The following is a 13,306-nucleotide window of genomic DNA, read 5'->3' as shown; positions in this document are numbered from 1 at the left end:
CTCAACAGGATAAGGTGTACCGCTGCGTGCGTACCCTAAAAAATGCAATAGAGGCGGGTTATAGCCGGATTTGTCGATCGCCCAAATCCGTCTCAAACTCGCCCCTAATGACAACAATCAACAATCAACCGACTAATTCTTCGCCCCAACGCCAACATACATAATCGACGTATCCTCATTGATTTGGATTTTAAACAACCCAGACTTTTTGTAATCAATATAGTTAGCGAAATTAACTGTTAAAAGTTGAGCCGCTTGTTTGAAAACTGCCCCGGAAGGAAACAACTGCTTTCCGCGTGTAAAATTCCCCCAAAAACCGTGCATCTGGGCTAAAACAGAACCCATTTCTCCAAACATATCAAAACCTTTAATTTCAATATTGCCAAAACCCGTATCTCGCATTACCGCAGACAGTTCCTCCGGCGTAATAAACTTTTCCCAATCGTGAACCCCCCGCCTAATTTCTTGCAAAATATTTTCCATCAGGCCAATCATCACCACTTGCGAGGAAAAAGTTCGATTGATGGTATCAAAAAAGAACAATCCTCCAGGCTTCAGAATTCTGTGAACCTCAGACACAACTTGTTTGTAATCAGCAACGTGTTCTAGAACATCCACGCAAATTACCACATCAAAGGTATTGTCATCGTAGGGCATATTTTCGGCAAAACCTTGCCTGTAGTCAATCTCAAAACCGCTGGTAACTGCGTGATTTTGAGCGGCTACAATACATTTCTCCGATCGATCTATTCCAGAAACAATAGCACCTCTCTCGGCCATAAACTCGCAAGAAAAGCCGCCCCCGCACCCGACATCTAAGGTTTTCAGCCCTTGCCAATTAGTCGCGTGTCTGTCAAAAAACTCAAATCTGGGTTTATTTAGGTGGTAAAGAGCATAGATTTTAGATTTTTCGTCCCACCAATTATCAGCATTTTCGTCGTAAAATTCTAAATCATTTTTTACTTCTGTTTTCTGCACGATTTTTTCATTCCTGATTAGTGGAAAATATAGATGGCGATTGCACTTTTGCGTGATTTTATAGGACTGACGCCAAAAAAACCAATTTCTGTAGAAAATCGGATGTTTCGTGACCAAGAATTTCTTCATGTGGTACCCGCCACGTGATTTACCCGTGGAATCAATCCACAATCGAAAATAGAAAATCCTCAAGAAAGAGCATTTATCTCGCGCAAGTCAATCGAAAATCTACAATCGAAAATCGAAAATCGATTGACGAGTTCGCAGGCCGACACCAGGTTTCTGAATCCGCGCGCGTAAGTTCTATGTTCTCGTTAGTTGTGAATCGCCACAGTTTTTTATTATAATATCTCTGGCATAAATTTCAACCCGATGGATCGCGTTTCTATTATCATCCCAGCCCTCAACGAAGCGACTTGTCTGAAACGCACCCTCCGCCAACTCAGCATCCTTAATCCTCCCGCTTGGGAAGTGTTGGTGGTAGACGGCGGCAGTCAAGACGACACAACGGCGATCGCACTTTCCGCCGGCATCCGCGTTATTTCTAGCAGTATAGCCGGACGTTCCCTGCAAATGAACTTAGGTGCTCAAGTCGCCACCGGTGAAATTCTGTGCTTTCTGCACGCCGATACTTTAGTTCCCGACGACATTGTAGCAGTTATCCAGAAAACATTGTCCGATGCCGAAATTTCCGGTGGCGGGTTTATCTCCCTGATGGCTGGTTCGCAGCAAACAAAATGGGGTTTTTCCCTCCACAATTACCTCAAAACTTATTACGCGCCGCTGTTATTTCGACCTCATTTATTTTTCCAAGGATTGCGCCTGCTGTTTGGCGACCAAGTTATTTTTTGTCGCCGTACCGATTTTTGGGAATGCGAGGGTTTCGATGCTGCGCTGCCAATTATGGAGGAAGCGGATTTGTGTTTGAAGTTAGTGCGACGCGGGAGACTTAAGTTAGTCAATCGGGTAGTGGAAAGTAGCGATCGACGAGTTGCGAGTTGGGGCGAATTTAAAGCTATTGCGATCTATCTTGCGATTGGTTTTTTGTGGGGCTTTGGCGTTTCTCCCCGGTATCTCAAGCAGTTTTATGAAGACATCCGCTGAAACACAAAATTTGATTAAATTCCCAAAATGTACTGGCTGTAATTTTTGGGCAAAACTTTCTGCAACAGGTAAATAATCGCCCAACAACCTAACAAAGTCCCCGTAACTAAAAAGCCGAGCTTCAGCAGGGGATTTACCGCGTCAATAAACTTATAAAACACTAACAACACATATAGCAATCCTAAATGATTCAGATAAATTTGTTGGGGTAGTGCTAAGGATCGCGAATTAAATAACTTACAATTTTAATTGTTATTGTGGGATGGGCTCTTATAGCCCGTCCAAAACGGACGGGCGTCCCGCCCATCCCACTTTCAAGAGTGGAAGTTATTTAATTCTCATTCCTAAGAGTGCCTACCCCCTATCTATCGGGCAACCGGGCGTGGGATTGCCCCTACAATAATTATGCAAATGATGCGAGGAGTGCTATATAGCAATCCTAAAAGAGTCGTAAATTTTTTACCCCATCCCAACCCTCCCCGCGGTTTCGGGGAGGGAGTAAGAAATTCACAAATTATGCGAGGATTGCTATAGAGACTATTGCGAAAAAAAATCTACTGCGAAAAAAAATCTACCTAAATTAGGTAGACTTTTAGAAATGTTCAAGCAATGAGTTCACTGTGGGCTAACCGTTGTTGTGATGAATGTGGGACGCAGAAACACTATCCAACTGATCGCGCCCGTTGCGGATCACGCGCAGCATATCGCTCAACTTGTGCTCGATATTATCGAGCACTTGGTCGGCATAATCATCGGCTCCGTTTTGAATTTCCTCGCATTCAGCCATCGCCCTGACTCTCATCTCTTCCAATTCCTCTTGAGCCTGGTAGCGAATTTGTTCGACTTCCGCCAGCGTCGCCTGCTGAATTGCCTCGCAGTCGAGCAAAACTTGCTGGCGCAACTGATCTGCCTCTATCTTCGCCTGCTGGAGCAGGCCCATATCGTTTAAAATTTCTGCCGCTCTCTGTTCTGCTGCTTCTATCACTTCCTGAGCGTAAAGTTCTGCCTCTTGAAGCAAGTCGTCCTTGTGCCGGATGATCGTCTCGGCTTCCTGAAAGGCGATCGGCAAATTTAGCCTCACCAAGTCTAACTGATCGAGCAACTGTTCTTCATCCACCAGAGTGCGTCTGGTCATGGGAATTCGCGGGCTGTCGAGAACAATTTCCTCAAGCCGATTCAATTCCCGCTGGATGTCTACTCCTGCGGTTCGGGTGGGATCTCCGAAGGTGGCTGTGTTCTGAGGTGATTCGTTCTCAGTGCCGCGTCCGGTAATGTCGGGTTCGATGCGAGTTGGTTCCTGCTGGCGTAACATTTGTAAATATCTAGGGCGACGTGTTTCGGAACAAGATGATCTACGGAGCCACCAAACTTGGCTATTTCTTTAACTACACTACTACTTAAAAAGCTGTACTCGTTAGAAGTTGCCAAAAAAACTGTTTCAATTTCACCCAGAAGGGTTTTATTGGTGTGGGCCATCTGGAGTTCCATTTCAAAATCTGTTAATACCCGGAGCCCCCGCAGCAGCACTTTGGCTTGTCGAATCTTAGCATAGTTTACTGTCAAACCCTCAAAACTGTCTACTTCTACATTTGGCAAGTGTTGGGTAGAGCGCCGGATCTGCTCGATCCGTTCCTCTACGGTGAAGAGAGGGGTTTTGCTGGGGTTTCTGACTACGGTAACAATTACCCGATCGAACAGTTTAGATCCCCGCTCGATAATGTCTGCGTGACCGAAGGTAATGGGGTCAAAGCTGCCTGGATAGATTGCAATCACGAGTTTGGCTCAACGGAGTGGGGGGGAGTGGAGGAGTGGAGGAGTAGGGGAATGGGAGAGTAGGATAGTGGGGCAGTGGGAGAGTGGGGCAGTGGGAGATGTGGAAAATCTTCCTTCTTCCTTCTTCCTTCTTCCTTCTTCTGACGGACATCCGTTACATCCGTTACATCTCGCGCAAGCGAATCCGTTGCCGAACTTCCTTCTTCCTTCTTCCTTCTACTTTTTCATCGAATGAGCTTTGTAGAAAGTTTCGAGGCTTTGCTTGTCGCCCACAAACCGCCAGTGCCAAGGCTCGTAACTGACGCCTTGGCGATTGTTTCTGGGGAAGGACATTTCAAAGCTGAAGGCGACGGCGTTGGCTTCTAACCACTTGAATGCTTCGGTATTTTCAAAACTGGGGCTGAGGTTGTGTTCCGGGGCGCTGCCGTCGCCGATGTCGATCGCATAACCGGTGTGGTGTTCGCTGTAACCTGGAGGGGCGCTGACTTCGGCTCGCTTGCTGGCGTTTTGCCTGCGTTCGGCTTTCACATCAAAAAATACGTGCTGTTGGTCTTGCAGCGAGCGAAAGCCGGATATGGGAGCGAAATAGATGCCTGATGCTGCGGCGGCGTTGACCATTTCCTGATATTTTGCTGCTGCTGAGGTGCGGAGTTTGACGCTACCGTCGGAGGTGACGCTTACCAAGTCTTTGGCTGGTGCTTCTGGGTACGGCAAGTGTCCCAGCAGGTTTTCTGGGAGTGCGGGGACTTTTGGGGTGGTAGCTGGACTCGGGACAGACGGAGACGCGGAACTGGTGGGCGCTGAGTCTTGTTGAGTTTGCTCTGCCTGACTGGTGGCTGGGAACAAGTTAAAGTTGAGGTGCAGCCAGATGCTGACCCCAAAGGCTAAGGCGGCCAACCCTAGCAGTTTCCAAATCAGCCCTTTTTTCTTAGACTGACTCTGCCCTGCTTCTGGGTATGGGTGATCTCGCACTGCTTCTGGAATTTCGTCGGCGACAAGCTCCGAGGCTTGCGGGGGTTTTCTTGACAGACTAGCGTTATCCAAGCCAGCTCCACTCCTGCACTTCAATAAGGCTCAACGTTACAAATTGTAGATCGATATGGGCGATCGAACAGCTACAATTGCCGCTGAGAATATATCATCTCTTTCACACTTCGCCCCGTCCCATCCGCCAACTCTCGCATCTGTTGCTTGGGCCCACAGTCGATCGTCCCTGCGATGTCGCACTGGTTGGCGCTGGTAGCGCTGGTTTATTTTAAGTGTAATTTGTTACTGTTGTTCGACAAAATCCAACAATTCTTCGATCGACACATCAAACGTCCGCGCCAATTTTAGCAGAGCACCGATGTCAGCCATTGCCATACCGGGCGATCGGGCATAACTTTTAACAGTATTGTAGGATACTCCAGAGCGATCGGCTACTTCCTTCAGCGTCCAGCCTTCCCTAGCAGCAAACTCTCTGATCCGCAATTTAACCAATTCCCCTCTTGACATCAGGGTGAAATTTCACCTCACCTATATATGAGATTGAAAGCGCCGACCACCGCAACCGCATTCCCGGCGCCTAATCTTCCACAACCTCAAACAAATCTTCAATCAACAGGTCAAAAGTTCGAGCTAATTTTTGCAAATGAGTAACGTCAACCGTTGCTAACCCGGGTGAACGAGATAATTCTTAAGCGTGCTGTAGTCAACTCCCGATCCATCAGAAACCTCTGTCAGATTCCAACCCTTCTCGGCAGCTAGCTCTCGAATCCCGAACTTAACCCATCCCATTCTTGACACTAGGCCAGTATTGGCCTGGAAATAGTTAGATCATAAATAGCGATCGCCCCCCGGCCTCGAAAACTGAAGAGCGAACAGCTATTTATTCAAATGACCGACAAATTGGAATTCACCAACAAAAAGTAGGATTCACCAACAAAAAGTAGGATTCACCCCAAATCAAGTCGGATTCACCCCAAACAAGTCGCAGTCACCCCAAACAAGTCGGAGTCACCGAGTCACCAACCATGATACCAAAACAAAACTCAGAAGCCAAGCAAATAAATCCACTCTCTCGCTTTGTAACCAAAGAAGCAGTGGCCAAAGTCTTGAAAGTCAAGCCCGAACAGATCCGCGAGATTCGCTGCTGGGCTTACGTCATCCACGTTGTGGGAGTTGGGATTAGTCGGTTTGTCAGCTACGGAGATATGCCGCCAATTTTAGGAGTCGAACCGCCGACGCTGCAAGATTGCATTCGGTGGCGGAAACGCTGGAGAAGCAGCCAACACCGAGCACCGATATTTTGGGTAGATTTTTATGAGGGGAAATTTCGCCAGTCTCGTAGTGTGGAAGAACTCTACAACTGGGGCAAATTAGTAGGTAAGATTAAGCAAGGGTTGTTAGCATCGCAGGTAAAGTGGCTGCGGAATATTTATTGTGTAGCGAAAGAGTGTTTAGCGGCTTTTTGAGAAGGGGCGATCGCATTATCCTCTCCCATAGCGCGTTAATGTGCGTTCATCTCCGGTTAATAAAAAGAGCGAGCTCCCAAAATCAAACCTTACTAACCTCAGCTAATTCTGCAACATCACTAACCGAACCTTCGTCTTCCCCTTTCTCCCCTTCATCAACCGCAACTGTTAACTTCAATCCCAAAACCTTCAGCCAATTAGCCAAAGCATAAATTGTCACGCTTCCATGATGCGACAGCAAAACAGCTAATTTTTCCAGATGCAATGAGGCCTACTCATCTGACATAATTGGTTCCCCAAGAGCCTCAAATACATCTCGAAGTGCTTTGAGCATGATTCCTAATTCCAAATCTCCTGATTCTTCCTCAAATATCTCTGTGAGGTAGCCAGCAGAAAAATTGGGGTCTTTGAGAGTTTTAATTTTAAACGGATGGTAAGGGACACTTTTAGGCATTTTATCGACCCCTGTATTCTAATGACTACAAGTCTTGACGGAGTTAAGGAAATTGAATCTACTAATATCCATGAGTATCCAAATATTGTTCAAAAGTCTCGTCGGTTTCGTCTGGATCGTAGCCGAAAACATCCTGCATTACCGCTCTATAATACTCTAATCCCTCGCCATCGGAATCGTGCACATCTACGTCCCTACAGCTTTCCACATCTAATGCCCTTTGCGATCTAGAGGGCTTCACGGCGCGAACCTTTCCCTTTGACAATTGCTCCAAACTTTTACCTACAGAGAGCCGCCAAGGATTCATTTCATTAGCTTGCCTCAGACACTCGATCGCATCTGCTGTTCTGTTCAACTTCGCCACAGCAAATGCTTCTCCAATTAGAAATATATCTTTTTCTTTTTCCTGTTTTAGTTCCTGAAATACTTGATTTGCCCGGTCGAATTTACCCGCGCCCAAAAAAGAGCAACCCATTAAAAACTTAGAAGTTTTTTGATCTACATTTCCTTTGTCATTTAGCGCTGCTTGTAATTCTTTTTCTGCTTGCTCCGATCTACCTAACAATATTAGTCCCAGAGATAAAGTATGAATTACATAGGAGTCTAATTTACGCTCTCGGTACTTTTCAATGATTTGAATAGCCTTTGCATACTCTTCTTTGGTGATGTAAAGTCTTGCCAGCCGTTCAGCGATATAATCTTTTTTTTGCCTTTGCTTTTCCTGAGAACGAGGCAAGTTGAGCGACTGAACTAAATACTTTTCCGCTTGGTCGCGATAATCAATAGCTTCGGGTTTGTCTGACTGACCGTAACCGCTCAAAATCCAGTATTGAACAAATGCCGTTTTGCCGAGAGAATACAACTTCTCAACACCCTCACAAACACCATTTATTGCAGTTGTGGCAGATTCACCCTCCGGCCTGTCACATTCCCAACATTTATAAAAATATCGCCACGCATTGTTAGCATTTTCTAAATCTTTGGGAACGTAAGTAATACAATCTTCCTCACGAATATTGTGACGCAATCTCAATGCAAAAACTGCTTTGTCCCACTCATTGACAATCATTTGATAGTAGGCAGAGCCGAGGCTGTATAGCGACTTGATATATTCTTTGCGACAACGGCTGCGCTCTCGGTTTTGCTGTGGATTGGTAGGATCTAGTGATTCCCAAATTTGGAGAGCTTTCTCGAAAGATTCAATTCCTTCTAGACGTTTTTGTTTTGCAAGTTCTAAATTTCGCTCTTTCCAATAGGTGTTAGGTAGGACTTCTGCAAGTAAATATCCCTTTCGGTAGTGGTCTTTGATGCGATTAGGAGCTAGGGAAATTGCCATATCGTAATATTTAATTGCTCGCTCTGCCTCTTGTCGAAGTTTTCCATCACGCCTATTTCTAGGTGTTTTTAGTTCCATCGCATTCTGATAGTGTAAATATGCTAAATTTGCTAAATAAGTAGGATTGTTCGGCAGTAATTCGACACACCGCAGGCGCAGCATTTCCGCTTCACTGCGATACTTACTCTTGCGATTTAAAAATTCAGTCTTTTCTGGCTCTTTTCGAGGAATATCTTCTACCGAAACCTCGGCTAACTTCCCACAGGCAAATCCGACTTCGCTCAAGATTTCGGCATCTGTCCATAGGGGGTGCTGGCTGAGACGATCCAGGGGGGAAAACTTGTTATATATACCGCCCCAATCACTGCGATTTTTCAACAAGTTAATTTCATTTGTTAGAGTTGAATCCCCAGAATTAGGTGGTTTCATTACAGCTCTCATTTGGTCGTTATCCAGCACACAGCAGAAAGGTAAATAAGCACCTTGTTCGAGCGCTCCTGCCCCGATCATTTGCCCCCGAAGACGTTTGTAAAAATCCCCCGACGTAATATTTAAATCAGCTACAACAGAAAACCGAATGATTACTTGCGTGTCTGTTCGATAAAACGAACTTACTCTGAGTTGTTTAGCTTTCCGAATATTCTCCTCTTTTTTCCAATAAATACCTATTACATCTTCAATAGAGTCAAGAGTGATAGCTGGGAAATTAGGGAACAACGCTACTATTTCATCTAAATATCTGCCTTGATAGGTGATTTGCCCTTGTTGAAACCGCGAATCGTCTGCTCTGGTTATAATTGTTACCACTTTTTAAACTCCTGGATACAAAGACCCTGCTTAGCTGAAGTTAAATGCTTTACATGTCAGCGTATAAGCTCTATAGCGCTGCTGAGCTACCGCGATCGCGATTCGCAGACACTGGTGCTTATTATAACTCAAATTATAAAAATGCGGGTCTCAGTAAGTCAGGCAAGAGGCCAATCCCGCAGATTGCCCGATCGCCCCTTGACTCCATGCGCTACAATTATTAAGAAATCTTTAGTTCGATCCGTTTAACGTTCCAGACGCATTATGAGTCTTCCCATTCGCAACGTCGCCATCATTGCTCACGTCGATCACGGCAAAACCACCCTTGTGGACGCTCTCCTCAGACAGTCCGGGATCTTCCGCGAAGGGGAAGAAATCCCAGATTGCGTCATGGACTCCAACGACATCGAGCGCGAACGTGGCATTACCATCCTTTCCAAAAACACCTCCGTCAGGTACGGAGAAACCCTGATCAACATCGTCGATACCCCCGGACACGCGGACTTCGGCGGAGAAGTCGAACGAGTTCTCGGCATGGTTGACGGCTGTCTGCTGATCGTAGACGCCAACGAAGGCCCGATGCCGCAAACCCGCTTCGTGCTCAAAAAAGCCCTCGAAAAAGGACTGCGCCCGATCGTCTTTGTGAATAAGATCGATCGCGAGCGAGCAGACCCCCACAAAGCCGTCGATAAAGTTTTGGATCTGTTCCTCGAACTAGGTGCTGACGACGATCAGTGCGAATTTCCCTATCTCTTCGGTTCCGGCTTAAGCGGTTACGCCAAAAAACACCTCGAAGACGAAGGGGTAGATATGAAGCCCCTGTTTGAAGAAATCCTCGACCACGTACCACCCCCCGTAGGCGACCCCAACAAGCCACTACAACTGCAAGTAACCACCTTAGATTACTCAGAATACGTCGGTCGCATCGTCATCGGCCGCATCCACAACGGCACGATTAGAATCGGTCAACAAGCAGTCTTAATCACCGAAAGCGGCGCGCTTGTCAAATCAAAAATTACCAAATTGATGGGCTTTGAAGGCCTGAAGCGGATTGATATCCCAGAATCTTCTGCTGGTAATCTTGTCGCCGTTGCCGGTTTTGCTGATGCCTATATTGGCGAAACAATTACCTGTCCGAACGACCCGCAAGCGCTGCCTTTAATCAAGGTAGACGAACCAACTTTGCAGATGACTTTCTCCGTGAACGATTCGCCGTTCTGCGGTCAAGAAGGAAGTTTTGTGACATCTCGGCAAATTCGCGATCGGCTAATGCGAGAACTCCAAACCAACGTCGCCTTGCGCGTCGAAGAAACCGAATCTCCCGACAAATTCCTCGTATCCGGCCGTGGCGAACTCCACCTCGGAATCCTGATCGAAAATATGCGTCGCGAAGGATACGAATTCCAAGTATCTCAACCGCAAGTAATCTACCGCGAAATCGGCGGTCGTCCCTGCGAACCCTTTGAATGTTTGGTGTTAGACGTACCCGAAGAAGCAGTCGGCGGCTGCATCGAACGCCTCGGTCAGCGGAAAGCAGAAATGCAAGATATGCACGTCAGCAGCACCGGTCGCACCCAAATCGAATTTTCAGTCCCCGCTCGCGGTTTGATTGGATTCCGAGGCGAGTTCATGCGCTTGACTCGCGGCGCTGGAATTATGAACCACAGCTTCCTCGACTATCGCCCCCTCGGTGGAGAAATTGTCGCCCGTCGCAACGGAGTATTGATTTCCTTTGAAGAAGGAGTTGCAACTACTTATTCACTGAAAAATGCTGAAGACCGCGGCGTATTTTTCATTACCCCCGGAACCAAGGTTTACAGAGGGATGATTATCGGAGAAAACAACCGAGATGAAGACATGGAGCTGAATATTTGCAAGTCGAAGCAGTTGACAAACCACCGCGCATCTGGTGGTGAAGAATTGGCGCAATTGCAAGCACCAGTCGATATGAGTTTGGAGCGCGCTTTGGAATACATCGGCCAGGATGAATTGGTGGAAGTAACACCACAATCTATTCGTTTGCGGAAGGTTTCTAAGAAGTTGGTCAAACGGTAAAACAACTTGAGGGCTGGCAAAATTGCCAGCCCTTAGTGTCAACTTCAAACTACTGTATTTAAAGGCAATATTAATTTTTATCGAAATCAAAAATAGGTAAAAACGATGTCAACAGTTTATCGTTTAAAAGCCAGCGAACTAGATCGTAAATTTTTAGAACAAATCAAAGCGATTTTTGGAGATAAAGAGATTGAAATAATTGTCTCAGAATGCGATGAAACCGAATATCTTTTGAAATCGGAAGTCAATAAAAACAAACTGTTGAAAGCTATTGAAAATGTTAAAGACAGACAAAATTTAGTTGAAGTCGATTTACAGGATTTGTAATGAGTAGAAGAATTATTTTTGAATCTTCTGCTTTTGCAGATTTTAATGAATGGGCAAAATTAGACAAAAAGATTTATCGCAAAATTGTAGAATTGATTAAAGATATAGATCGATCGCCCTTTGAAGGATTGGGCAAACCTGAACCTCTGAAATACGAGTTAAGTGGTTTTTGGTCGAGGCGCATTGATAACGAACATCGTTTGGTTTACCAAGTTACGGAGGTCGAAATTGCGATCGCAGCTTGTAAGAATCATTATAGTGAATAGTGTTTGATAGTCATGATGCACGGGTGGCCAGAAACCGGGTTTTTCCCTTGAATACTTCGTTACACCTCCTAAAAACTCCCAAAAACCTGGTTTCTTTGAATTCGCGGGTAATCAAAAAAAATGGTTAAAGAATTTTTAGAGGATATTTAAATGGCTATTCAAACATCTATTGCTAATCAGAAGCCAAATATCGAGCAAATTATTTCAGTCATTACTAAACCGATGATCGGAGAAATTTGTCATCAGGTTATATTTAGTTATGGGGATGAATTACGGCTAGATTTCGGTGAGATGTCTGCCTATACTCACCCAAAATTAGCACATCTATGCAAAGGTAGTTGGCAATTTGGCACAAGGGCAACACCTTGGGTTTTCAAGCAAGGCGATCGCATTTTAACTTCTTCCTTGCCAGTAGATATAGATGAGGTAGAAATAGATGAGGTAGAAATAGATGCTGTCAAAAAAGTTTTGCAGCAATTGGAAAATAAAGAATTGATTGATTTTGCGATTTATGCTCATAATATTAGTCTCACTCTAGTTTTTGAGGGTGATTACCAACTAATTTTACAGCCAGATTTCCAAGATGATTCTGGACTTCCCGATTGGGAATTGTTCATGCCAACAGAACAAGTTTTGACGGTTGGGCCTGGATTATTTTGGGAATGTAAATCAATTCACGAAGGTTATTGATCTTAAATTAAAATGAGGATGTGGTGTTTTTCCCAGTCTAGGAGTTGCCAGTAGATTTTGAGTTCTGTGAGGGTGCGGGGCGATGCCCTCTGTGGATTTGGGGCAGTAGTGTTTTTTGATGAGTTGACAGGAAATAAAATATGTGGAATGCTAAAGTAGTCAGACAAGTTCAAACTTTAATTAGACCAGGGTTAAATTTATGGGAGAGGCAAAACGACGTAAGAAACTTAACCCTGATTATGGGAAGCCCACTTCTCAAAATGATCCAATAGGCACAGAAGAAAACTATGAGTGTTATGGAGAACGTGCAGAGTATTTCAGAGATTTAGATTTTTATCTAAATCAGGGTGGGGCTTTTGAAGAAAGTCTTCCTAGATACCATAAATATAGATCCGTGACAGAAAGTCAACTTTTTCAGTTTATTCAAAATGCCATTGATCGGGAAGAGCAAACTGCTACCTATATTCTAAATAAAGTGAAGTCATTGTCTGACCTCACTGAAATTCAGAGCGATTTATTAAGCGTAGTGGATAAGTCGATTATGTCAAAGAGATCTGGCGATCTCAATCAAGCCTTCAAATACTACGATCAAGTATTTAGTCATAATCAAACATGGTTTATGCTTTGGTACGGTCTTGCCAAGCTATTATGCCTATTTCGAGAATACAGGATGGCTTTTGCTTGCATAAAAATTTGCACTTACTTATACCCCAAAATGTGGAATGGCCGTCAATACCATTCTGATCATAATTTGTCATACCATTATGACCAAATATATTCTTTAGCTATAGCTGGCGAGGAAAATGAATCTTATCTCAAGACACTAGGTCGTCCCCTTGATACAATAATAATAGCAGATTCTAACGGAAAAGTTATAGCAAATTCTCCAGTAGGCAAAATAAAAGTAGTCAAGCCAGAATCGCTCTCTTCAGATATCAAAACGCAGGTACAAGGTGATAGTCACAACATGAATGCTTTAGCCTACAACAACCGGGGTGCAGTCCGTAGCGAATTAGGAGATAAAAAAGGGGCGATCACCGATTATAATAAAGCGATTGAACTT

Annotated in this window: 16 protein-coding genes; 7 read left to right on the top strand and 9 right to left on the bottom strand. The window is 44.9% G+C overall.

The features are described 5' to 3' along the window. Nucleotides 1–132: 132 nt before the first annotated feature. Nucleotides 133–978, bottom strand: coding sequence for a bifunctional 2-polyprenyl-6-hydroxyphenol methylase/3-demethylubiquinol 3-O-methyltransferase UbiG (gene ubiG, locus QUB51_RS10845; protein ID WP_333055436.1), 846 nt, complete (start codon nt 976–978; stop codon nt 133–135). 372 nt (nt 979–1,350) lie between these two features. Between ubiG and QUB51_RS10840 the strand changes: the two genes are divergently transcribed. Continuing rightward, nucleotides 1,351–2,082, top strand: coding sequence for a TIGR04283 family arsenosugar biosynthesis glycosyltransferase (locus QUB51_RS10840; protein WP_333055437.1), 732 nt, complete (start codon nt 1,351–1,353; stop codon nt 2,080–2,082). Between the two features lie 14 nt (nt 2,083–2,096). Here QUB51_RS10840 and QUB51_RS10835 read toward each other — a convergent pair whose 3' ends face one another. The 5 genes from QUB51_RS10835 to QUB51_RS10815 form a co-directional block, all read right to left on the bottom strand. Next, nucleotides 2,097–2,252 carry a hypothetical protein gene (locus QUB51_RS10835; protein WP_333055438.1) on the bottom strand — a complete coding sequence of 52 codons (156 nt, stop codon included), beginning with the start codon at nt 2,250–2,252 and terminating at the stop codon, nt 2,097–2,099. Between the two features lie 455 nt (nt 2,253–2,707). Beyond that, nucleotides 2,708–3,394, bottom strand: coding sequence for a DivIVA domain-containing protein (locus QUB51_RS10830; protein WP_333055439.1), 687 nt, complete (start codon nt 3,392–3,394; stop codon nt 2,708–2,710). Beyond that, on the bottom strand, nt 3,277–3,855 hold the full coding sequence (gene coaD / locus QUB51_RS10825) for a pantetheine-phosphate adenylyltransferase (protein ID WP_333055440.1): 579 nt from the start codon (nt 3,853–3,855) through the stop codon (nt 3,277–3,279). Before coaD ends, QUB51_RS10830 begins: the two co-directional genes overlap by 118 nt. 216 nt (nt 3,856–4,071) lie before the next feature. Further along, nucleotides 4,072–4,899 (bottom strand): M15 family metallopeptidase, encoded by an 828-nt coding sequence (locus QUB51_RS10820; protein WP_333055441.1) that lies wholly within the window; start codon nt 4,897–4,899, stop codon nt 4,072–4,074. Between the two features lie 225 nt (nt 4,900–5,124). Beyond that, nucleotides 5,125–5,349 carry a helix-turn-helix transcriptional regulator gene (locus QUB51_RS10815; RefSeq protein WP_333055442.1) on the bottom strand — a complete coding sequence of 75 codons (225 nt, stop codon included), beginning with the start codon at nt 5,347–5,349 and terminating at the stop codon, nt 5,125–5,127. 518 nt (nt 5,350–5,867) lie between these two features. On the opposite strand from QUB51_RS10815, the gene QUB51_RS10805 reads away from it, so the two are divergent. After that, the gene (locus QUB51_RS10805) at nt 5,868–6,308 is read left to right on the top strand and encodes a hypothetical protein (protein WP_333261273.1); all 441 of its coding nucleotides are present in this window, start codon (nt 5,868–5,870) and stop codon (nt 6,306–6,308) included. 82 nt (nt 6,309–6,390) lie between these two features. Here QUB51_RS10805 and QUB51_RS10800 read toward each other — a convergent pair whose 3' ends face one another. The 3 genes from QUB51_RS10800 to QUB51_RS10790 form a co-directional block, all read right to left on the bottom strand. Continuing rightward, nucleotides 6,391–6,573 carry a hypothetical protein gene (locus QUB51_RS10800; protein WP_333209014.1) on the bottom strand — a complete coding sequence of 61 codons (183 nt, stop codon included), beginning with the start codon at nt 6,571–6,573 and terminating at the stop codon, nt 6,391–6,393. A 6-nt stretch (nt 6,574–6,579) separates the two neighbouring features. Continuing rightward, entirely contained in the window at nt 6,580–6,762 is a 183-nt protein-coding gene (locus QUB51_RS10795; protein ID WP_333209012.1) for a hypothetical protein, read from the bottom strand. A gap of 61 nt (nt 6,763–6,823) precedes the next feature. Beyond that, entirely contained in the window at nt 6,824–8,905 is a 2,082-nt protein-coding gene (locus QUB51_RS10790; RefSeq protein WP_333209010.1) for a hypothetical protein, read from the bottom strand. Between the two features lie 264 nt (nt 8,906–9,169). On the opposite strand from QUB51_RS10790, the gene typA reads away from it, so the two are divergent. The 5 genes from typA to QUB51_RS10765 all read left to right on the top strand — a co-directional run. Continuing rightward, a complete protein-coding gene (gene typA, locus QUB51_RS10785; RefSeq protein ID WP_333261270.1) occupies nt 9,170–10,960 on the top strand; it encodes a translational GTPase TypA in 1,791 nt (596 codons plus the stop codon). A 105-nt stretch (nt 10,961–11,065) separates the two neighbouring features. Then, nucleotides 11,066–11,287, top strand: a complete 222-nt coding sequence (locus tag QUB51_RS10780) for a hypothetical protein (protein WP_333261268.1) — start codon at nt 11,066–11,068, stop codon at nt 11,285–11,287. After that, on the top strand, nt 11,287–11,553 hold the full coding sequence (locus QUB51_RS10775; protein ID WP_332967907.1) for a Txe/YoeB family addiction module toxin: 267 nt from the start codon (nt 11,287–11,289) through the stop codon (nt 11,551–11,553). The genes QUB51_RS10780 and QUB51_RS10775 overlap by 1 nt, the downstream gene beginning before the upstream one ends. A gap of 150 nt (nt 11,554–11,703) precedes the next feature. Continuing rightward, nucleotides 11,704–12,243: a hypothetical protein gene (locus tag QUB51_RS10770; protein ID WP_333261265.1), complete on the top strand. Its 540-nt coding sequence runs from the start codon at nt 11,704–11,706 to the stop codon at nt 12,241–12,243. 199 nt (nt 12,244–12,442) lie between these two features. Beyond that, nucleotides 12,443–13,306, top strand: an 864-nt coding sequence (locus QUB51_RS10765) for a hypothetical protein (protein WP_333261262.1), incomplete at its 3' end; no start/stop codon positions are given.

The sequence above is a fragment of the Microcoleus sp. AT8-A3 genome (assembly GCF_036705675.1).
Classification (GTDB): domain Bacteria; phylum Cyanobacteriota; class Cyanobacteriia; order Cyanobacteriales; family Microcoleaceae; genus Microcoleus.
This window is presented reverse-complemented; position numbering and strand designations above follow the sequence as displayed.

What these genes read in the sequence shown, in the direction of transcription:
- QUB51_RS10770 (WP_333261265.1), top strand. Translation starts at nt 11,704, where the DNA reads ATGGCTATTCAAACATCTATTGCTAATCAGAAGCCAAATATCGAGCAA.
- typA (WP_333261270.1), top strand. Translation starts at nt 9,170, where the DNA reads ATGAGTCTTCCCATTCGCAACGTCGCCATCATTGCTCACGTCGATCAC.
- QUB51_RS10795 (WP_333209012.1), bottom strand. Translation starts at nt 6,762, where the DNA reads ATGCCTAAAAGTGTCCCTTACCATCCGTTTAAAATTAAAACTCTCAAA.
- QUB51_RS10805 (WP_333261273.1), top strand. Translation starts at nt 5,868, where the DNA reads ATGATACCAAAACAAAACTCAGAAGCCAAGCAAATAAATCCACTCTCT.
- QUB51_RS10830 (WP_333055439.1), bottom strand. Translation starts at nt 3,394, where the DNA reads ATGTTACGCCAGCAGGAACCAACTCGCATCGAACCCGACATTACCGGA.
- QUB51_RS10780 (WP_333261268.1), top strand. Translation starts at nt 11,066, where the DNA reads ATGTCAACAGTTTATCGTTTAAAAGCCAGCGAACTAGATCGTAAATTT.
- QUB51_RS10775 (WP_332967907.1), top strand. Translation starts at nt 11,287, where the DNA reads ATGAGTAGAAGAATTATTTTTGAATCTTCTGCTTTTGCAGATTTTAAT.
- QUB51_RS10815 (WP_333055442.1), bottom strand. Translation starts at nt 5,349, where the DNA reads ATGTCAAGAGGGGAATTGGTTAAATTGCGGATCAGAGAGTTTGCTGCT.
- QUB51_RS10840 (WP_333055437.1), top strand. Translation starts at nt 1,351, where the DNA reads ATGGATCGCGTTTCTATTATCATCCCAGCCCTCAACGAAGCGACTTGT.